This window comes from Streptomyces sp. NPDC056361 (assembly GCF_042262805.1).
Taxonomy (GTDB): Bacteria; Actinomycetota; Actinomycetes; order Streptomycetales; family Streptomycetaceae; genus Streptomyces.
In genome coordinates this window covers 52,886-74,074 of sequence record NZ_JBHJQI010000009.1, presented here as the reverse complement: position 1 = coordinate 74,074, position 21,189 = coordinate 52,886, and the positions used below count along the sequence as shown (strand labels likewise).

The 21,189-nt window shown below is 72.1% G+C and carries 15 protein-coding genes; 12 read left to right on the top strand and 3 right to left on the bottom strand.

Going from position 1 to position 21,189, the window contains the following annotated elements:
- Positions 1–37: 37 nt before the first annotated feature.
- The 12 genes from ACFCY7_RS04945 (at position 38) to ACFCY7_RS04890 (ending at position 15,723) form a co-directional block, all read left to right on the top strand.
- The gene (locus ACFCY7_RS04945; RefSeq protein WP_376481379.1) at positions 38–1,369 is read left to right on the top strand and encodes an ABC transporter substrate-binding protein; all 1,332 of its coding nucleotides are present in this window, start codon (positions 38–40) and stop codon (positions 1,367–1,369) included.
- Entirely contained in the window at positions 1,369–2,334 is a 966-nt protein-coding gene (locus ACFCY7_RS04940; protein WP_376481378.1) for a carbohydrate ABC transporter permease, read from the top strand. The genes ACFCY7_RS04945 and ACFCY7_RS04940 overlap by 1 nt, the downstream gene beginning before the upstream one ends.
- Positions 2,331–3,218, top strand: a complete 888-nt coding sequence (locus ACFCY7_RS04935; RefSeq protein ID WP_376481376.1) for a carbohydrate ABC transporter permease — start codon at positions 2,331–2,333, stop codon at positions 3,216–3,218. The genes ACFCY7_RS04940 and ACFCY7_RS04935 overlap by 4 nt, the downstream gene beginning before the upstream one ends.
- Positions 3,215–5,992: an AAA family ATPase gene (locus tag ACFCY7_RS04930; RefSeq protein WP_376481374.1), complete on the top strand. Its 2,778-nt coding sequence runs from the start codon at positions 3,215–3,217 to the stop codon at positions 5,990–5,992. Before ACFCY7_RS04935 ends, ACFCY7_RS04930 begins: the two co-directional genes overlap by 4 nt.
- Positions 5,993–6,102: 110 nt before the next feature.
- The gene (locus ACFCY7_RS04925; RefSeq protein ID WP_356084533.1) at positions 6,103–6,939 is read left to right on the top strand and encodes an alpha/beta hydrolase; all 837 of its coding nucleotides are present in this window, start codon (positions 6,103–6,105) and stop codon (positions 6,937–6,939) included.
- A 113-nt stretch (positions 6,940–7,052) separates the two neighbouring features.
- Positions 7,053–8,138, top strand: a complete 1,086-nt coding sequence (locus ACFCY7_RS04920; RefSeq protein ID WP_376481372.1) for an LLM class flavin-dependent oxidoreductase — start codon at positions 7,053–7,055, stop codon at positions 8,136–8,138.
- Positions 8,135–8,749 carry an FMN reductase gene (locus tag ACFCY7_RS04915; RefSeq protein WP_376481370.1) on the top strand — a complete coding sequence of 205 codons (615 nt, stop codon included), beginning with the start codon at positions 8,135–8,137 and terminating at the stop codon, positions 8,747–8,749. Before ACFCY7_RS04920 ends, ACFCY7_RS04915 begins: the two co-directional genes overlap by 4 nt.
- A gap of 59 nt (positions 8,750–8,808) precedes the next feature.
- Positions 8,809–11,643 (top strand): helix-turn-helix transcriptional regulator, encoded by a 2,835-nt coding sequence (locus tag ACFCY7_RS04910; RefSeq protein ID WP_376481369.1) that lies wholly within the window; start codon positions 8,809–8,811, stop codon positions 11,641–11,643.
- Between the two features lie 135 nt (positions 11,644–11,778).
- Positions 11,779–13,026 (top strand): PucR family transcriptional regulator, encoded by a 1,248-nt coding sequence (locus tag ACFCY7_RS04905; RefSeq protein ID WP_376481367.1) that lies wholly within the window; start codon positions 11,779–11,781, stop codon positions 13,024–13,026.
- A 138-nt stretch (positions 13,027–13,164) separates the two neighbouring features.
- Complete coding sequence (locus tag ACFCY7_RS04900; RefSeq protein WP_376481365.1) at positions 13,165–14,016, top strand: alpha/beta fold hydrolase; 852 nt, start codon at positions 13,165–13,167, stop codon at positions 14,014–14,016.
- Positions 14,017–14,056: 40 nt separating this feature from the next.
- Positions 14,057–14,965, top strand: a complete 909-nt coding sequence (locus tag ACFCY7_RS04895; protein WP_376481363.1) for a helix-turn-helix domain-containing protein — start codon at positions 14,057–14,059, stop codon at positions 14,963–14,965.
- Positions 14,966–15,009: 44 nt separating this feature from the next.
- Entirely contained in the window at positions 15,010–15,723 is a 714-nt protein-coding gene (locus ACFCY7_RS04890) for an alpha/beta fold hydrolase (protein WP_376481361.1), read from the top strand.
- Between the two features lie 454 nt (positions 15,724–16,177).
- Here ACFCY7_RS04890 and ACFCY7_RS04885 read toward each other — a convergent pair whose 3' ends face one another.
- The 3 genes from ACFCY7_RS04885 to ACFCY7_RS04875 form a co-directional block, all read right to left on the bottom strand.
- Positions 16,178–18,343 (bottom strand): glycoside hydrolase family 9 protein, encoded by a 2,166-nt coding sequence (locus tag ACFCY7_RS04885; protein ID WP_376481359.1) that lies wholly within the window; start codon positions 18,341–18,343, stop codon positions 16,178–16,180.
- 185 nt (positions 18,344–18,528) lie between these two features.
- Positions 18,529–19,809: a glycoside hydrolase family 6 protein gene (locus ACFCY7_RS04880; RefSeq protein ID WP_376481357.1), complete on the bottom strand. Its 1,281-nt coding sequence runs from the start codon at positions 19,807–19,809 to the stop codon at positions 18,529–18,531.
- Between the two features lie 108 nt (positions 19,810–19,917).
- Entirely contained in the window at positions 19,918–20,883 is a 966-nt protein-coding gene (locus tag ACFCY7_RS04875; protein WP_376481355.1) for a glycoside hydrolase family 6 protein, read from the bottom strand.
- Positions 20,884–21,189: the final 306 nt, after the last annotated feature.

The following is a 21,189-nucleotide window of genomic DNA, read 5'->3' as shown; positions in this document are numbered from 1 at the left end:
CGAGAACATGCGGCGGGCGATCGGAGGAAGCACACCCATGAGGTTCGGCGCGAGGCTCGCGCTCGCCGTCATCACCCTCGCCGTCACCGTCACCGCCTGCGGCACCCCGCAGGACAGCGGTTCGCGCTCGCACACCACCGCGGACTGCGCACCGTACGCCCGGTACGGCAAGCACCCCGGCACCGAGGTCACCGTCTACGCGGAGAACCGGGACCGGGAGGCCGATCTGTTCGAAGAGACCTGGGCGGACTTCGCGGACTGCACGGGAATCGACGTCCAGTACGAGGGGGACGGGGAGTTCGAGGCGCAGATCCAGGTCCGGGTCGACGGCGGGAACGCGCCCGACCTCGCCTTCTTCCCCCAGCCCGGTCTTCTGGAGCGCTTCGCGCGGACAGGGAGACTGAAGCCCGTGAGCGCGGGGGTCGCTGCCCTCGCCGAGCAGGGCTGGTCGGCGGACTGGAACAGCTACGCGACCGTGGACGGCGCCCTCTACGGCACACCACTCGTCGCGAACGTGAAGTCGTTCGTCTGGTACTCCCCGAAGTTCTTCCGCGACCGGGGACTGAGCGTTCCCCGCACGTGGTCCGAGCTGATGGCCGTGACCGAGAAGGTCGCGGCGTCGGGCGTCAAGCCGTGGTGCGCGGGCATCGAGTCCGCCGAGGCGACCGGCTGGCCCGTGACGGACTGGATCGAGGACGTCCTCCTCCGCCAGCAGGGCACGCACGTCTACGACCAATGGGTCGCCCACGAGATCCCTTTCGACGACCACCGTGTGATCAAGGCCATGGACACCGTGGGGTCCATCCTCAAGAACGACCGGTACGCCAACGGCGGTTTCGGTCCGGCCCGGTCGATGGCGTCGATCTCCTTTCAGGAGGCCGGCACGCCGATCCTCTCCGGCGACTGCGCGATGCACCGCCAGGCCTCGTTCTACGCCGACATGTGGCCGAAGGGCACCGAGATCGGACCCGACAAGGACGTCTACGCCTTCCTCCTGCCGGGGGCCGACCCGGCCGGCCGGCCCGTACTGGGCGGCGGGGTGTTCACCGCGGCGTTCGCCGACCGTCCCGAGGTGCGGGCGTTCCAGGAGTACCTGGCCTCCGCGGACTTCGCGAACGCGCGGATGAAGAAGGGCCCGTTCGTCTCGGCGCACAGGGGCGTGGATCCGGCGAACGCCGCGACCCCCGTCGACCGGCTCTCGATCCAGCTGCTCCAGGATCCCCGGACACAGTTCAGGTTCGACGGTTCGGACCTGATGCCGGCGTCGGTCGGCGCCGGGACGTTCTGGAAGGGAGCCGTCGACTGGATCGGCGGCGCGAGCACCCGGCAGGTCGCCGAGTCCGTCGAACGGTCCTGGCCGAGCCACTGATGTCGTTCGAAGCCGTCGCCCAGCAGCCCAAGCTGCTGTACCTGCTCCAGGGTGTCGCCGCCTTCGGGGCGGTGGTCGCCCTGATCCTGCTCGCACTGCACCGGGCGCCGGTGCGGAGGAGAGCCGCGGCCGTGATCCTGCTGGCCCCCGCGCTGCTGCTGCTCGCGGTCGGTCTCGTCCTGCCCGGTCTGCGCACTCTGGCGCTGTCGTTCACCGACGGCGGGGGCGGCACATGGGCCGGCTTCGACAACTACGTGTGGATGTTCACCGACCACCGGGCGCTGGTGGCGCTGCGCAACACCCTGTCCTGGGTGGTCCTCGTGCCGCTGGCGTCGACCGCGGTCGGTCTGCTCTACGCGGCGGCCGTCGCACGGTCGCGGTTCAGAGCGTTCGCGCTGTCCCTCGTCCTGACGCCGATGGCGATCTCCTTCGTCGGCGCGGGTGTCGTCTGGAAGTTCGTCTACGCCTACCGTCCCGCGGAGGCCGGGCAGATCGGGCTGCTGAACCAGCTCGTCGTCGCGTTCGGCGGCGAACCGAGGCAGTGGCTCGTGGACTCTCCCTGGAACGTCCTGTTCCTCATCGTGGCGATGGTGTGGACGCAGGCGGGCTTCGCGGCCGTCCTGCTGGCCGGCGCGATCAGGGCCGTACCCGCCGAGCTGACCGAGGCCGCCCGGCTCGACGGCGCGTCTCCCCGGCAGATCTTCCGTCGGATCACCCTGCCGTCGATCAGGCCCACGCTGCTCGTCGTGCTCCTCGCCCAGGGGATCGGCACCTTCAAGGCCTTCGACATCGTCAAGACCATGACCGGCGGACAGTTCGACACGGGCGTCCTCGCCCACGAGATGTACGACCAGGCCTTCCGCTACGGCGAGACGGGCCGCGGAGCGGCGCTCGCCGTGCTCCTCTTCCTCCTCGTCACCCCCTTCGCCGCCCACCAGGTCCTGGCGCAGCGGAGGACGGGGTGAACGGCGTCCGGGAGCGTCTGACCTCCCGCGCCTTCACGTCCGCCGCCGTGGTGATCGCGGTCCTCTGGACGACACCGACCCTCGGTCTCCTGCTCTCCTCGTTCCGCCCCGAGGAGGAGATCAAGACGACGGGCTGGTGGACCCTGTTCGGTGCGCCGCACCTCACGCTCGACAACTACGGCGAGGTGCTGTCCGGTGGCGGGAACGGGTCGGGGCGGCTCGCGGAGTACTTCCTCAACTCCGTCGTCATCACCGTTCCCTCGGTGCTGTTCCCGCTCGTCCTTGCCTTCCTCGCGGCGTACGCCCTGGCCTGGATCGACTTCAAGGGGCGCGACGCGCTCGTCGTCGGCGTCTTCGCGCTCCAGGCCGTGCCGCTCCAGATGGCGCTCGTCCCGCTCCTGAAGCTCTTCTCCCAGGGCTGGCTGTTCCTGCCCGCGTGGCACCTCACCGGTCCCGCGCGGTTCGGCCAGGTCTGGTTCGCCCACACGGCCTTCGCGCTGCCGTTCGCGGTGTTCCTCCTGCACAACTTCCTGGCCGGGCTGCCCCGGGACCTGATCGAGGCCGCCCGCGTCGACGGCGCGTCGCACGGGACGCTGCTGCTCCGGATCGTGCTGCCGCTGGCCCGCCCGGCCCTGGTCGGCTTCGCCGTCATCCAGTTCATCTGGGTGTGGAACGACCTCCTCGTGGCCCTGACCCTGTCCGGCGGAACGGCCGAGACCGCGCCGATGACGGTCCGACTGGCGAGCATGGCCGGGACCTACGGCAACGAGTGGCAGCGGCTCACCGCGGGAGCGTTCGTGGCGGCGCTCGTCCCGCTGCTCGTCTTCTTCTCCCTCCGGCGGCACTTCGCACGGGGACTGCTCGCCGGATCGGTCAAGGGATGAGCCCCGACCGGCCCGAGGAACAGGGCGCGGCGACGGGGCTGAGCAGGCCCGGGCTGCGAGGCCGCGAAGCCGAGCTGGATCGGCTGCGCGCCCTGGTCGAGACGGTGCGCGACGGCGAGGGAGGAGCGATCGCGCTCCTCCTGGGCGAGCCCGGGATCGGGAAGACCGCGCTGCTCCAGGAGGCCGTCTCGCGCGCGCGGGCCCACGGATTCCTCGTCAGCCATGGACGCGCCGAGGAACTGCACGAACTGGCGCCGCTCGCCTCACTGGCCTCGGGCCTCCTGCACGGTGACCCGCCGCTGCTCTCCGGCACGGACCTCGCGGACCTCGCCGGCCACCACGACCAGCGCATCTGGCTCGTCGAACGGCTCGCCCAGCTGATCGAGGAACGCTCGGCGGGCAGGCCCGTACTGATCGCGGTCGACGACGTCCAATGGGCCGACCCGCTGAGCCGTTTCGCCCTGAGCGTCCTGCCGGCGCGGCTGCTCAGCTCCCCGGTCCTCTGGCTGCTCACGAGCAGGGAGGACCCGGAGCTCTACGGGCAGGGGCCGCTGACGACGACCCTCCCTCTGCGGCCGCTGCCCGGGACGGCCCTGGCCGAACTGGCACGCGACGTCCTCGGCGGGGACGTGCCGGCGCGGGTCGGGGAGCTCCTCGACGGGGCGGGCGGCAACCCCTTCCTCGCGGCCGAGATGCTCTCGGGCATCGCGGCGACGGGCGCGGACGGGCCGGAGCCGCCCGAGCGGCTGGTCCTCGGCGTACGCGGCCGACTGGCCGACCTCCGGCCGGACACCCTGCACTTCCTGCGGATCGGCTCGGTCCTCGGCCGCGCGTTCTCGCTCGCCGACGCCGCCGCCCTGTGCGGCCGTCCCGCCTCCGGACTCAGCGCCGAAGTGGACGAGGCGATCGCGGCCGCCCTCCTCCACGACGACGGCGAACGCCTCCTGTTCCGCCACGACCTGCTCCGCCAGGCGGTGTACGCCGACCTCGCCCCCTCCGTGCGCCGGGCACTGCACCGAGAGGCCGCGAGTCGTCTCGTCGCGGCGGGCCGGAGCTCCGTCGACGCGGTCCCGCATCTGCTGAAGAGCGCCGAACCCGGCGACATGGAGGCGATCGGACTGCTCGGCACAGCCGCCGAGGACGTGATCGCCGTGATGCCCGACCTCGCCGCCGACCTGGCCGTACGGGCCCTGGAACTCGTACCGCCCCGTGCGCCCATGGCGTACGACGTGGGGGAGCGGGCCGTCGTCGCGCTGACCCGCGCGGGCCGGTACGCGCAGGCACGGGACACCGGCGACGCGCTGCTCGCCCGACAGCCGCCCCTGGACGTCTTCGCGCGTCTGCAGTGCGTACTCGGCGACACGCTGTGGCACCTCGACGACGTCCCCGAGCTGACCCGCCGCACGACGACGGCGCTGGCAGCCGTCACCGACCCGGTGATCCGGGCCCGGCTGACCGCCCGGCAGGCCCTGGCCCGGTCCCGCGGGAGCGACCTCGGGGCCGCTCGCGAGACCGGCGAACGGGCGCTCGCCGAGGCGGAGCGGGCCGGTGACCGGGAGGCGCGCGTCCTCGCTCTGTGGGGTCTCGGCGAGATCGCGCTCAACGCGGGCGACTGCGCCGCCGCCGTCGAACACCACACGGCACTGAGTGTGTTCGACTCGGCCTTCCTCCCCGAGGAGGCCGTCGCCCTGATCCACATGGACGACTTCGAGACGGTACGGCGACTGCTCCGGACGGCGGGCGATGCCCCCCTGCGCCCCGCCATGCTCATCTGGACCCAGGGAACCCTGAACATGGGGCTCGGCCGGCTCGACGACGCGGACGCAGACTTCGTCACCGCCGAGCGGCTCGAGGCGGACCTCCATGTGCCCGGCAACCTGGTCAACATCCGCGTCAACCGCGGCCTCCTCGCGCTGCTGCGCGGCGACCGCGAGGCCGCGCGGGAACACCTGGACATCGTGCGGGCGACCGTGGCCGACCGGCCGAACACGGGCAACCACGCCACGCACCAGTACTTCGAGGCCGTCGTCGCCGACGCCGAGGGCGACCACACGGCGGCGGCCGAACTCGTCCGGTCCGTGCAGCGCGACCACCCCTTCCTCCGGTGGCGCCTCCTGCGCACGCATGTCGTCCAGGCCGTGCACATCGCCCTGCGCGGCGGGGACCGGAAGCTGGCCGAGGACCTCGCGGCCCAGGCCGCCGCACACGCCACCCGCAACCCCACCGTGCCGACCGCCCAGGGGACGGCCGCCCACGCGTCCGCCCTCGTGAACACCGACCGCGGACTCCTGGAGCGAGCGGTGGGCACCCTCCTCACCGGCCCCCGGCCGCTGGCGCTCGCCGCCGCGTCCGCCGACCTCGGGCGCACGCTGCTGACCTCCGGCGACGCCGCCGCGACACCCGCCCTGACCAGAGCGCACGACCTCTACGCCCAGGCCGGGGCCGACGCCGAGGCCGACCGGGTCCGGTCCGTTCTGCAACGGGCCACACACCGCCAGGGCCGGCGCACCGGACGCCTCCGGCCACGCACCGACCAGGGCTGGGACGCGCTCACGGCCTCGGAACGCAAGGTGGCCCGGCTGATCGCCGCGGGCCACACCAACCGGTCGGCCGCGGAGGCCCTCGTCGTCTCCCCGCACACGGTCAACACCCATCTCGCGTCGATCTTCCGCAAGCTCGCGGTGCGCTCCAGGGTCCACCTGGCCCGGATCGTCCTCGCGGAGGACGGCGCCGGAACGGCCGCCGGCGACCGAGCGACCTCTGCGCCCCCGTGAAAGGTGCGGTGCGCGGGACGGCAACAGGAGGTGCGGGACCGGTCCTAGCGTGACGGGCACACCGCGCCGCTCCGACGCGCGGACCGTCCACCCGAAACGAGGGAACCCCTATGCCGTACATCACCGTGGGCCAGGAGAACACCACCCCCATCGAGCTGTACTTCGAGGACCAGGGCGCCGGGCAGCCCGTCGTCCTCATCCACGGCTTCCCGCTCGACGGCCACTCCTGGGAGCGCCAGAGCGCCGCTCTGCTCGACGCCGGCTACCGCGTGATCACGTACGACCGCCGCGGCTTCGGGCAGTCCTCGCAGCCGACCACCGGCTACGACTACGACACCTTCGCCGCCGACCTGAACACGGTGATGGAGACCCTCGACCTGAGGGACGCCGTCCTCGTCGGCTTCTCCATGGGCACGGGCGAGGTCGCCCGCTACGTCTCCACGTACGGCTCCGGCCGCGTCGCCAAGGTCGCCTTCCTGGCCTCCCTGGAGCCCTGCCTGCTCAAGAGCGACGACAACCCGGACGGCGTCGCCCCGAAGGAGTTCTTCGACGGCGTCGTCGCCGCCGTCAAGGCCGACCGGTACGCCTACTACACGGCCTTCTTCAACGACTTCTACAACCTCGACGAGAACCTGGGCACCCGCATCAGCGAGGAGGCCGTCCGCAACAGCTGGGACACCGCGGCCCGCGGCGGCTCCTTCGCCGCGTCCGCCGCGCCGGCGACCTGGTACACCGACTTCCGCGCCGACATCCCCGCCGTCGACGTGCCGGCCCTGATCCTGCACGGCACCGCCGACCGCATCCTCCCGGCCGAGGGCACGGCGCGCCCCTTCCACAAGGCGCTTCCGTCGGCCGACTACGTCGAGATCGAGGGCGCCCCGCACGGTCTGCTGTGGACCCACGCCGAGGAGGTCAACACCGCCCTCCTCGCCTTCCTGGCGAAGTGACACCGCACTGTTGATCCGCCGGGGTGACGCCGGAACGCCCGGCGTCACCCCGCCCCCCGGTTCCCCCGTTCCCCGGCGAGGGAACCGGACGAGCTCAGGAGAGCAGACACCCCATGCAGTTCGGCATCTTCACCGTCGGCGACGTGACGCCCGACCCCACCGACGGTCGTACTCCGACCGAGCGCGAGCGCATCAAGGCGATGGTGGCCATCGCGCTCAAGGCCGAGGAGGTCGGCCTGGACGTCTTCGCGACCGGCGAGCACCACAACCCGCCGTTCGTACCGTCGTCGCCGACCACCCTGCTCGGCTACATCGCGGCCCGCACCCAGAAGCTGATCCTGTCCACGTCCACGACGCTGATCACCACCAACGACCCGGTGAAGATCGCCGAGGACTACGCGATGCTCCAGCACCTGGCCGACGGCCGGGTCGACCTCATGCTGGGCCGCGGCAACACCGGTCCCGTCTACCCGTGGTTCGGACAGGACATCCGCCAGGGCATCAACCTCGCCAAGGAGAACTACGCGCTGCTGCGCCGGCTGTGGCGCGAGGACGTCGTGGACTGGGAGGGCACGTTCCGTACGCCGCTCCAGGCCTTCACCTCGACACCGCGGCCCCTGGACGGCGTCCCGCCCTTCGTCTGGCACGGATCCATCCGGTCCCCCGAGATCGCGGAGCAGGCCGCCTTCTACGGCGACGGCTTCTTCCACAACAACATCTTCTGGCCGGCCGACCACACACGGCGCATGGTGCAGCTGTACCGGCGCCGGTTCGCGCACCACGGTCACGGCCGGCCGGAGGACGCGATCGTCGGCCTGGGCGGACAGGTCTTCATGCGCAAGAACTCCCAGGACGCCGTACGGGAGTTCCGGCCCTACTTCGACAACGCGCCGGTGTACGGCCACGGCCCGTCCCTCGAGGACTTCACCGAGCAGACCCCGCTGACCGTGGGCTCTCCCCAGCAGGTCATCGAGCGGACCCTGTCGTTCCGGGAGACCGTCGGCGACTACCAGCGCCAGCTGTTCCTGATGGACCACGCGGGCCTGCCCCTGAAGACCGTCCTGGAACAGCTCGACATCCTCGGTGAGGAGGTCGTGCCCGTACTGCGGCGGGAATTCGCCAAGGGGCGTCCGGCCGACGTGCCGGAGGCCCCCACGCACGCGTCCCTCCGAGCCGCCCGGGAGGTGTCCGCCGCGTGAAGCTGACCGTCGTCTCCGCAGGCCTCAGCACCCCCTCCTCCACTCGCCTGCTCGCGGACCGGCTGGCCGAATCGGCCCGCGACGAACTCTCCGGCCGGGGGCAGGCGCCGTCGACCGAGGTCGTGGAACTGCGCGAACTGGCCGGCGACATCGCCAACCACCTCGTGACCGGATTCCCACCACCACGACTGAGCGCCGCGATCGACGCGGTGACGGCGGCCGACGGCCTGATCGTCGTCACCCCCGTGTTCGCGGCCTCCTACAGCGGTCTCTTCAAGTCCTTCTTCGACGTGATCGACCCGGACGCCCTCACCGGGAAGCCGGTGCTGACCGCGGCGACCGGCGGCACCGCCCGCCACTCCCTGGTCCTGGAGCACGCCGTACGCCCGCTCTTCGCCTACCTCCGCGCCGTCGTCGTCCCCACCGCCGTGTTCGCGGCCTCCGAGGACTGGGGCTCGGGGGGAGACGAGTACACCGACGGCCTGCCCGGCCGCGTCCGACGCGCGGGCGCCGAGCTCGCCGCGCTCATGGCGGCGCGCCCGGTCGGGGAGGAGCCCGAGGACGACGTCACCGTCCTCGAACGGCAACTCGCCGACCTGCGTTTCGACTGAGCCGGGCCCCGGGCCGGGCGAGGGCGGGGTGGTTCACATGGTTCATACTGTTCCGCCGTATGAGCGTGAACCGAGTGACGACAAGGACCGCGCCCGAGGGGCTCGACGGCGTACGGACACCCCTCCGGGGCAGGGACGCCGAACTGGCGTTCATCGAGGAGCGGCTCGACGCGCTCGGCCGGGGCGAAGGCGGGATCGTCCGCGTCGAGGGCCCCGCCGGCATCGGCAGGTCCAGGATCCTCGCCGAGGCCGCGGCGGCCGCGAGGCGGCGCGGGACGCGGGTGTTCGAGGGGGCGGCGGACCCCGACGAACAGTTCGTACCGCTCGGCCCGCTCCTCGAAGGCGTACTCTCCGGCGAGGAGCCGCTGTCGGGAGCCCAACGTCTCCGGGACCTCGCCACCACACCCGGCCAGCGGTTCTGGCTGCTTCAGGAGCTGGGGGAGCGCCTGCGGGAGGCGGCTCGGAACGGACCCCTGCTCGTCGTCCTCGACGACCTCCAGTGGTGCGACGACCTGACCCTCCTCACCTTCCACACCCTCGCGGCGGGACTCTCGTCGCACCCGATCCTGTGGCTGGTCGCCGTGCGCGCCGGCGGCGTGCCGTCCGGGGTGCGCACGACCCTGGACAGGATCCGTCAGGCAGGCGCACGTGAGCTGGTCCTCGGAGCGCTGGGGGACCGGGCGGTCGCGCGGATCACCGAGGACGTCCTGGGCGCCCCTCCCGACCCGGATGTCCTCCGTCTCGCCCACCGCGCCGAGGGGTTGCCCCAGCTGCTGGTCGAGCTGCTCGGCTCGCTGCGCGAGGAGGCGGTGACGATCGAGAACGGCACGGCCAGGCTGTCGGCGGGACCCCCCGCCCCACGGGAACTCCCCTCTGTCGTGCGCCGCCTCGACCAGCTGTCCGACGAGGCGCGGGAGCTGGTGCAGACCGCGGCCGCCGTGGGCGGCACGGTGACCGTCGCGCGGCTCGCCGAACTGCTCGGCAGGTCCTCGGCGGCGCTCATCACAGCCGTACGGGAATCCCTCGACGCCGATCTGCTCGCCGAGAGCGGCGATCGCCTCGCCTTCCGCCACGACCTGATCCGCGAGGCGGTGGAAGCCGGCCTCCCCCTGTCCCTGCGTCAGGCCTTGCGCCGGCAGGCCGCCGGGCTGCCGCCGGGGAGGACACCGGCAGATGCGACGGAGGCCGGGAGAGCGGCGCCCGGAGACGCGGCGGAGGCCGATCGGCTGCGCACCGAAGCGGCGGAACTCGCCGCCACGGCTCCCGGACCCGCCGCGGAGCGCAGCCTCAAGGCCCTGGAACTCACCGCGGCGGACGCTCCGGAGCGGCCGCGGGTCGTCGCCGAGACGATCCCGCTGCTCTGGCAGACGGGTCGGGCCGCCCAGGCGTGTGAACTGGGAGCCACCGCCCTGGCGGCCGGCGGTCTCGGACCCGAGGACGAGGCGCTCATACGCCTGGCCCTGGCACGCCTCGCCGTACAGTTCGACTTCTCCGAGGCGGTCCGGCAGGCCCGCGCCGGGGCGGCACTTCCCGGGATCTCCCCGACAGCGAGGGGACGACTGCTCGCCATGCTCGCCGTCGGCCTGTCGATGTCGGGTGAACACGCGGCGGCCGAGCAGGTCGCCGAGGAGGCGTGGGAGACCGCGGCGGCAGCGGGGGACCGCACCGCCGAGGCCACGCTGACGACGGTCCGCTCGGCCGTGAGCTTCCACCGCATGGACCTGGCCGAGGCGTTCCGGCAGGCCGAGCGGTCCGCCGCGCTGGCCGACGCCCTGGGCGTCAGCACCTCGCTGTGGGTGCCGGAGGCCTTGTGGCACGCCCTCCTGTCGAACACCACCGGACGCACCGCGGAGGCGCTCGCGGTCGCGGAGGAGGGCATCCGGATCACCGGGGAGCAGGGCCGGACGGCCGCCACCCGGATGTGGCTCATGACCCGCACCCGCATCCTCCTGGAGACCGGACGGCTGCCGGAAGCCCGGGCCGACGCAGAGGCCGCGTCCCCGGCGGCCGACGATCCCGGCCCGGGCAACCTCGCCGACGTCACGCTCCGGTACGTGATGCTGCGCGTCGCCCTCCACACCGGCGACCGGCAGACCGCAGAGGCGTACGCGGCGGAGGCGAGGCGCATGCGGAGCGACGGCGCACCCGTCGTCCGGCACTTCGGCACCTGGATGCTGGCGCTGATGGCCGACCACGAAGGCCGGCCCGACCGCGCCATGGCCGAACTCGACGCGGTGATGGCGTCGCCCGCCGCGGACCGGCCCGCGTACGCCGGCCTGATCGACCCGGCCGACGCCCCGGTGCTCGTCCGCATGGCGTTGCGCGCGGGGCGGCACGAACGGGCCGCGCAGGCGGTCGCCATGGCCGAGAAGCGAGCCGTGCTCAATCCCGACCTCCCGTTCCTCGCCGCCACCGCCGCGCACGCCCGGGGGCTCCTCGACAACGACCTCGCCCCTCTCGTACGCGCCGTCCGGCTGTACGAGGACTGCCCTCGGGTACTGGCCCGGGCGTCGGCGCTGGAGGACGCCGGACGCAAGCTGGCGGCCACCCGCACGCCGGAAGCGGTCCCGTACTTCGAGACGGCCCTCGCGCTCTATGTGCGAGCGGGCGCCGAGAGGGACGTCGCACGGGTGCGCCGGCGCCTGCGGGCCGCCGGTGTCCGCCGGCGGCCCTCGACGACCGGACTCTGCGATGCATGGCCCGAGTTGACGGCCGCGGAGCTACGGGTGGTACGGCTCGTGGCCCGAGGGCTGACCAACCAGCAGGCGGCCGAGGACCTCTCCCTCTCACCGCACACGGTGAGCTCGCACCTGCGCCGGGCCTTCACCAAGCTGGACGTCACCTCGCGCGCCGAGCTGACCCGGCTGGTGAAGCACCGCGACGACGGAGAGTAGTCGCTTCGTATCGCACGCGGGCGTCGTGGCAATGGACGATTCATGCGATGTGCCGACGCCGTCGCCTCCTCAGAATGATCAAGAACCGCGGACTGCGGAAGTCCGCGGGGCAGTTGATCGAGAGAGGAACAGCGCATGACCGCAAGGCCCCAGCGAGCCCGCCCCGGCAGCCCCGAGCTCCAGGCACTCGTCGACGAGCTCGCCGAGCGGCTCGGCCGGTCCGTCGCCGTCGACGACCCGCTGGTCCGTATGATCTGCACCAGCCGCCACTTCGGCGACGAGGACCCGGTGCGCATCGGCACCCTGCTGCAGGGCCGCGCCGACAACGCGGCCATCCGCTACGTCCTCGCCCAGGGCGTGACCCGGTGGTCGAGGCCCGGGTTCATCGACGGCCGTGACGATCTCGGACTGCTGCCCCGGTACGTCGTGCCGCTGCGCGAGCGCGGACATCTCCTCGGTCTGCTCGTGGTGGTCGTGCCCGAGAAGAAGATGGGGGAGGAGGAGACCGCCGCCATCGCCCGGGCCGCGGACGCCATGTCGGCCCAGATGTACGGAGAGCACATCGCCGCCGACTCCCGGAAGACCGACGAGCGGGACCTGGCCCTCGCACTCGTCGGCGCCGACGTCGCCGCACGCACCACCGCCCGTCGGCACGGCAAGGAGCTCGGTCTGCTCGGGGCGGCGGAGCACGTCCTGGTCACCGTCGTCCAGCTGAGCTGCGGGACGGAGCTCGTCCGGCAGTCCGAAGCAGCCCTGTGGGCGGCGCTGGAGGGATTCCGGCAGACGCGCTCCGCCCAGGGCCTCATCGCGATCGGCAAGGAGCGGGCCATGCTGCTCCAGCTCCGCGACCGGCCGCCCGGCCCGGACGAGATCGCCGCCCAGTCCGCTCGCATCCTCGACGAACTCCGCACCTTCCTGGACCCGTCGGCGGCCCCCGTGATCGGCGTCGGAGGCCGGCACCCCAACCTGGACGACGCCTGGACGTCGTACGAGCAGGCGCTCGTGGCGGCACGCGCGGCACGCCGACTGCCCACCCTGAAGAGCATCGGTGACTGGGAGCTGCTCGGGGAACTCGCCGTGCTGCTCCAGCTCCCCGAGCACGCCCTGAACGCCTCCCTGGTCCCGAAGCCGCTCCGCACCCTGAGCGAGGCTCATGGCGGAGACCGCCTGCGGGACACCCTGCGCTGCTTCCTCGAACACGCGGGATCGATTCCCAGGACCGCGGACACGCTGGGAATCCACCGCACTTCGCTCTACTACCGCCTGCGTCAGATCCAGGAGTCGACCGGACTCGACCTCGACGACGGCGCCCACCGGCTCACCCTGCACCTCGGCCTCAGGATCGAGGAACTCCTCGCTCCGGGCGCCGACGGGGCCCTGTGACCCGGACTCGCTTTCGACAAAGCGAGGAGGATCCACGGCCCGATTCCTACAGCTCGCGGTGGTGCGGGCGGCGGGCCCCATTTGATGATGTTCGGGACGGGCGGGGAGGACGTACCGCCTCTGACCAGGGAAGAGTCCATGAAGGAACTGATCACGACGGACGGTGCGCGGCTCGCGTACCAGGACACCGGCGGCGAGGGAGTCCCGCTGGTGATGCTCCACGGCTGGGGCCAGACGCAGGCGATGTTCCGCCACCAGGTCGAGGGGCTGACGCCCGGTCGCCGCGTCGTCACCGTCGACCTCCGCGGCCACGGGAAGTCCGGCAAGCCGCATCACGGCTACCGCATCGCCCGGCTCTCCCGCGACGTGCTCGAACTCGTCGACCATCTCGGTCTCGACCGTTTCGACGCACTGGGCTGGTCCATGGGCGTCTCGGTGTGGTGGAGCTTCGTCGACCAGTACGGGACCGGACGGATCCGGCGCTTCGTCGCCGTCGACCAGCCCGCGGCGGTCGCCGCCGTGCCCTGGATGACCGAGCGGGAACAGCGGGAGTCCGGCGCCATCTTCGACGTGTCGGGACTGCTGTACCTGGGTGCGGCCCTCGCGGGTCCCGAGGGCGACACGGTCCTCGCCGACTTCGTGCGCGGCATGCTCTCAGGCGAACCCGACCCCGAGGTGCTGGCGTTCGTAGCCGAGGAGATCAGGTCGACACCGGCCCACGCGGGCGTACCGCTGCTGTTCGACCACTGCGCGCAGGACTGGCGCGACGTGCTTCCCCGGATCGATGTGCCGACCCTGGTGATCGGCTGTGAGGGAAGCCATGTGCACCCCGATTCGCAGCGCTTCGTCGCCGAGCGGATTCCCGGCGCACGCCTGCACGTCTTCCCCTCCGACGTGGCGAGCTCGCACTTCCCCTTCCTGGAGAACCCGCCGGCCTTCAACGCCGTGGTGGAGGAGTTCCTGGCCGAGGAGCCGGCGAGAGGGGCGTGAACCCGCGCCCGCCTGCACGAACCCACAGCTAGGAATCACCATGACCCTCACCCTGATGTCACGTGCGCCCGAACGGGTGCCCCGGCAGGCAACTGCTCCGACCTCGCCCTCCTCACGCTCGGGGCGGCTGGTCCAGATGCTCTCCGAGATGCCGGACACGAACGACCGGAACCACGTCTACCTCGGCGTCCACGTCCGTGGGCCCGTCACCGTCGTCCACGAGCGTGCCGAGACCCTGCTGGAGCCGAACGACCTGGTCTTCTGCGACCCGGCACGACGGCACCTGCTGCGCTTCGGCGAGGACTGCCAGATGATCTTCTTCCGGGTGCCCCGCTGCTATCTGGGTGTCACGGAGTCGGAACTGGACCAGGTGCTCGGCGTGCCCGTACGCGGCGGGGAGGGCATCGGGGCGCTGGCGTCCGACTTCCTGACCGCGCTCGCCGCCAAGGCCGAGCTCCGCCGGTCCACGATCGGGGACCGGCGCGCCCGCACGGCCGTACACCTCCTCTCCGTCCTGGTCATGGAGCTCCTCGAAGCGGACACGACGGACGCGGCCGACGCCCCCTCCGGGGCCGGCAACGAGATGCTGTCCCGTATCCACGCCCACATCGAAGAACACCTGATGGACCCGGACCTCTCACCGGAATCGATCGCACGTGCCCACCACATCTCCGTCCGGTACCTGCAGAAGCTGTTCCAGAACGACGGCAGCACGGTGAGCCAGTGGGTGCGGCAGCGCAGGCTCGAGTCCTGCCGGTTCGAGCTGGGCCGCTCCACCCGGAGAATCACGATGGCCGCGATGGCACATCGCTGGGGCTTCAGCAGCCCCTCGCACTTCAGCCGCACGTTCCGCGGGGCCTACGGCATGAGCCCCAGCGAATGGCAGGCGCTGGCGACCTCGGCCTTCGCGCCGACGACCGACGACACCCAGGGCGGGCGAAGGCGCTGAGACGCGTGCGCGCCGTCATGCCCGACACCGAGAAGAGAACTCGCATGTGCAACCCCACCGTCGTCCTCGTGCACGGTGCCTTCGCCGACGCGACCGGCTGGATAGGCGTCATCGCGGAACTGCGGAGCAGCGGTATCCCGGTGATCGCCCCGCCGAACCCCCTCCGGGGCCTGGCGTCGGACGCCGCCTACCTCGCCTCCGTCCTGACGCAGGTCGAGGGTCCGACCGTGCTCGTCGGCCACGCGTACGGTGGTGCACTGATCACCGTGGCCGGCGCCGCGGAGAACGTCGTGGGGCTCGTCTACGTGGCCGCCTACGTGCCCCACGAGGGCGAGAGCCTCGGCCGGCTCCAGGGGAGCTTCCCCGACCCTCCGCTGACGGGCAACCTGACGGAGTGGACCTACCCGCTCCACGACGGTGCCCTTGCGGTCGAGGTCACCATCGAGGAGACGGCCTTTCCCTCCGTCTTCGCGGCGGACGTGCCCGAGGATGTCGCCGGCGTCCTGGCGGCGGCCCAACGCCCTCTTGCCGCAGCCGCGTTCACCGAGACCGTAGCCGTGGCGGCATGGCGGACGAAACCGTCCTGGGCCCTGGTGGCCGGGGCCGACCGCACGATCGGCCCCGAGGTCCAGCGCTTCGGCGCCGAACGCGCCGGAGCCGTCGTCGTCGAACTCCCGGAGGCCTCGCACGCCGTCGCCCTCTCCGAGCCCACAAGGGTCGCCGACCTGATCAAGGCCGCGGTCCGAGCGACGAGCTGACCGGCCGACCGGGCCGCCTCGGCCTACGGTTCTGCCCGAATTAGCGCACCTACTCATTCCCCGGGGTAGGGAGGAAAGAGGAGTCGTGCACGGGAAGAAGTCCTTCGGGACCGCTCTGCGCGGTCTGCGGCAGCGAGGCCGTCTGACGACGGAGGAGCCGGCCGAGGCGTCGCGTGTGAGCGCCCGGGCCGCAGCGCGGTCGAGCGGGAGATCGCGCAGGCCAGTGCGTGGAAGAGGCGGGCGTCCGCCCGGCGAGGGACGACAGCCCCGAAAACACCATACTCACAAGCTCGTTGACATCACGCATGACATGTCAACGACGAACGTCACCTTCGTCACCACCGGATACGGGACAGAGCCTTTCGAAGGAGTCTGCTGTCTGCGATGGCGATCTTCGCAGGGATGTCCCTCCGGGTCCGGACGGAGGTGTCCGTCCGGACCCGGAGGGACGGGGTCAGGCGCAGGTGCTTGCGTTGAGTGTGAAGGCCGTGGGGGAGGGGGTTGAGCCGGTGTGGGTCCCCTGGACTCCGAAACTCACAGTCGCGCCGGGGGCGATCGTCCGGTTCCAGTCCGCGTTGCGGGCACTGACGGCGGTGCCGCTCTGGGTGACGGTGGCGTTCCACGAGCTCGTGACGCCCTGGCCGACAGGGTAGGTCCAGGCCAGCTGCCAGCCGTCCACGGCCGTGGGGCCTGTGTTCTTGACGGTGACGTGCGCGGTGAAGCCGGTGCTCCAGACGTTGCTCAGCGTGTACGTCACCGCGCAGGCGGCGGTGGGCGGTTCGCCGCCGGCGGAGGTCCGCTCGGCGGCGTAGGCGGCGAGCCAGGCCAGAGGGGCGTTCCAGTTGACCGCCACTTCGTTGGTCGAGTACGAGTCGATGTGGTCGATGTAGCAGGCCGCGGGGGCGCAGCCGGTCAGTTTCGCCAGTGCTACCGGGTCCTGGAGACCGCTGTTGGGGCCGCCGGCGAGCGAACCGGCCGGAGGGTGCGGCAGCGAGGCGTCCAACTGGTGGGCCCAGAAGCGGTGGTGCTGGTTCTGCGAGGACGTCTCGCCGTAGCCGGTGACGTAGGACAGGCCCAGGGCGTTGCGGCCGAGCAGGTAGTCCATGGTCTCCAGGGCGCCGGCGCGGTAGCGGCCGTCGCCCGTCAGCTCCCCGGCGACGGCCATGACGACGGCGTCGTTGGCGACCTCGCCGTTCGACCCCCAGAAGTAGCCGTCGGCGGGTACGGGTACCGCGTAACCCTGGGCGGCCATCCTGGACAGGTAGCCGTCGGCTGCCGCCGTCACCGACGCACGGACCCGGGCCAGGTCGGACGCCGGCAGTCCGTTGGGGACCGTGGCCAGGACGAGCCGGCCGAGCGCGGCGGTGTCCGCCCAGCCGAAGCCGTACGGGCTGAAGGCATCGGCGGAGGTGTGCCAGGGCGAGGACGTGACCGCGTCCCGGTAGGCGCTCTCGCCGGTCGCCGCGTACAGCTCGGCGGCGGCCCAGTAGAACTCGTCGGTGACCCGCGCGTCCTCGTAGGCGCCGCCGCCCGTGCTGTCGGAAGCCGGCGCGTACACCGCCGGGTTGGCCTTCGCGGCACTCCAGGCCCGGCGAGCGGCGGACATGCAGCGGTCGGCATAGGCGGAGTCGTACGGCCGGAACACCCGGGCGCACTGCGCGGCGGCCGCGGCGAGGTTGAGGGTGGCCGCGGTGGACGGGCGGTGAAGCTCGCGGGGCTGGGCGTCCTGGTCGGGGCGCAGGGGCATGCCCGTCCAGGCCACGTCATGGATCTTGTGGAACGCCATGCCCGCGGACGGCTTGCCGTCGGGCACCTGCATCCGCATGAGGAAGTCGAGCTCCCACCGCGCCTCGTCGAGGACGTCGGGTATGCCGTTGCCACGCTCGGGGACGCGCAGGGTGGAGTCGCCCAGCGCCGCTTCCCCGCCCGCCCGATCCGCCCGCTCGAAGGAGTTGACGACCAGCCAGGTGGAGATGCCGCCGTTGACCACGTACTTGCCGTGGTCGCCGGCGTCGTACCAACCCCCCCTGACGTCCTGGGTGTAGTCGCACACCGTGGCCTGACAGGGGACGGACGTGTCGCCCTTGTTGGGAGCGACGTCGAGGTGTGCCGCCGGGCGCGCGTAGGCGGAACCCACCAGGGAGGCGTCGATCGCGATGCCGCTGCGCTGGTGGTGGAAGAACGCCATCGCGTCGGAACGCAACGTGTCGTAGAGGTTCGCGCGGATGTCGAAGGGAGCGCTGCTGCTGCCGTCCACGGTCACGACGTATCCGGTGCCCGTCTCGCGGTGCGAGGAGAAGTCCGCGACCTGGACGGACTGCCCGGAGGGGGCGTCCGCGCCGCGCGCGACGGTCGAACCGGAGGCGACCACCGTCCCGGAGGCGTTGCGCAACTGCCAGCCGAGTGCCTGCGTCGACGTCGTGACGACGGTGGCGCGCTTCGGCCCGTCGGGCAGGTAGCCGACCTGGTTGACGCGTACGGCGGTGGTCGCCGCCGCCGTGGCGGACGCGCCCGCCACAGCCGGTGCGGACGCGAGGCCGCCGATGAGGAGCGCGCCCGTGAGGAGCGCGGCGGAGAGGCGTGAGGGGTTGCCGAGTAACGAGGTCGTGGTGGGGGGCATGTGCGGCTCCTTCGGGATGTCGCGGGGTGCCGGCAGGACGCAGCGGAGTCGGTGGACGACATGACATGGGAGCGCTCCCATATCGCGCCGCGCGGAACGGAGGTCGAGAGGTCGGGGGACTGGAGCGGAGGCTAGTGACGCCCCGCCGCCGCCGTCAACGGTTTCGACGGCGGAGGGAGCGGGTCTCAGCGGTTGAAGGCCAGCCGCGGTGCCGCGTTGCGGGCCACCGTGTGGGCCTGGGCGGGCCACCAGGTGCCGGCCGGCGGGTCGACGATGCCGTACTCGGGGTCGATCGTGCCGCCGGTGTTGCGCGTACAGCTGCCGTCGGACTCGCCGGGGATCTTGATCCACAGGTAGGCGTCGACGAGCGGGACGCCCGTGTCGGCGGTCGGGCGCGGGCCGAGGCCGCGGCCGGGCGCGTTGCACCAGATCTCCGGGTCGCCGGTGTACTTGCCGGGCTCCGGGGTCCAGGCGCCCAGACCGTTGCGGCTGGTGTCGATGACGAAGTGGTGCAGCGCGTCGACCGGCGGGGTGCCCACGCTCTGGTCGAACCAGGCGTCGGTCCAGCGCCAGGTGGCGGGGTCGGCGGAGTCGACCGCGCCGCCCGGGGTTCCGTCGTTGGGCGCGGCGGGCGAGTAGTACTGCGTGGCGCACCAGTCGGTGTGGCCGCGGGCCCACTCGGGCCCTTCGGTGGCGTACCACATGCACTTGGCGATCCAGGTGCCGTAGCGCGCGTTGTGATCGGTGGGGTGGGTGTTGGACACGTTGAGGGCGAAGCCGTCGCTGTCCCGGACGCCGGCGTCGAGCAGCCGCCGCGCCATGTCGCCGACGGGCCGCCACAGGACGTTGCCCGCGTCGAGGTAGACCGCGGTGCGGCTCTTGGCCTTGATGGTCCTGACGGCGTACGCGAGATCGGCGACGCGGGTCGCCGTGAGCTCGCCGGTCGGGTCCACGGCGGGTCCGCAGTCGCTCGGGAGGAGTGCCAGACCGTCGGGTTCGACCACGACGACGGCCTTGCTGTCGCCGATGCCGGCGGCGAAGGCGTCGATCCACCGCCGGTAGGCGGCGGACGACGCGGCGCCGCCGCTGGAGTACTGCGAGCAGTCGCGGCCCGGGACGTTGTACGCGACCAGGACGGGGGTCCGGTTCACCACGCGGGCCTCGCGGACGAGGGTTCTCACCTTGGCCCGGACCTCGTCGGGCGTGCCCTCGGTGAACCATTCGGCCTGAGGCCAGCTCGCGAGCTTGGCCATGTTCACCGCGTTCGTGACGTCGCCGTTCCCGAGGTCGGTGAGCGCCTGCCTGGCGGCCTTGCTGTGCGGGTCCACGTAGAACTTCGTGGTCGGGGTGAGCGGGGCGGCGGCGGGTGCGGCCTGCGCCTGCCCCTGCGTCGCGGTGAGAGCGGCACAGGCCGCGAGTGCCGCGAGGGCGGCGGTCGCGCGCCGCCGCAGGCTGCGTGGCTTCATGGGTGCTCCTGGTCGGAGGGATGGGGGGAGAGAGGGCCTTTGGCGTGCCGATCGTGTTCCCGTGGCCCGGCGCCCGCCGCGGGGGCGGCGGGCCACAGGAGTCGGTCGTCAGTAGCCGTAGATCATCTTGTAGGCGGCCTCGGGGAGGAACTGGCCGGCCGCGGAGCCGGTCCCGACGCCGCAGTTGCCGTCGGACTCGCCCGGGGCCTTGATCCACAGCAGCATCTCGGCGCCGCCGCCCAGCTGGGTGGGCGTGCCGATGCGGCGGCCGGCCGCGTTGCACCACTCGCCGTTGGAGCCGTTGCCGTTGCGGCTGGTGTCGACGACGAACGGCTTGGTGTAGCCGTAGCGGGCGGCGAGTTCACCGTTGACGGCGTTGCCGTAGGCGGTGTTCTGGGCGGTGGTGTAGTAGTTCGAGATGTTGAGGGAGAAGCCGTGTGCCCGCGGGAGCCCGGCTTCGTGGAGGCGCTGGGCCATCGTCCCCGCGCTCACCCACCCCGGGTTCCCGGCGTCGAGGTAGACCCAGGTGTTGGGGGCCTGGCGGCCGAACTCGGCGAGGGCGCCGCCGATCATGCCCTGACGCTCGCGGATCTGGGTCTGGTTCATGCAGCCGTAGTCCGCGAGGGAGTCCGGTTCGAGGACGACGACGGCCGGGCGGCCGGCGATCCCGCCGGCGAACTGGGCGATCCAGCTCGCGTACGCGGAAGGGGACGAGGCGCCGCCTCCGGAGTGCCCGCCGCAGTAGTCGCGGTGGTAGATGTTGTAGGCGACCATGACGGGCAGCTTGTCGTGGTAGTCCGCCGCCCCGACGTACGCGCCCGCGGCGGTGCCGATGGTGCCGCTCCACGAGCCGAACCAGCGGGCCATGGGCGTGTCGGCGAGGGACGCGTTGATCGCGGGGGCCCGGCCGTCACCGGAGTTGGCGGCGACCCACTTCTTCGCGCTGGAATCGGGATCCACGTAGAACCCGCTTGTCATGCCGGTGGGATCCGCCGCGTGGGCGGACGGGGCGACGGCGAGCGCCAGCGGCAGTGCGGAGAGGGCTGCGACGAGGACGCGGACTCTGCGGCGCATGACGGTACCTCGGTTTCCTGACGGCGGATGCGTCGCCCGGTCTCGTCCCGAGCGGGAGACGCAGTGGGGAAGTGCGGTGGTACGAGGTCCCCCGTGCGGTGGCGCACGGGCGGGGGCGGCAGCACACTCCGGCCGCACAGGAAGTCGCGGGAGCGCTCCCACCGGAAGCGGTCCCAGTCGGCGATCTGCGGGGCCGGGGTGTGGCCGTATCGTGTGGCGCTCCGATCTGGACTGTCAAGTGCCGTTGCTCGATCAGCACTTCACGGGACGAGGGGAAGGGTTTACAGTCCTGAAACTGGTAGCGCT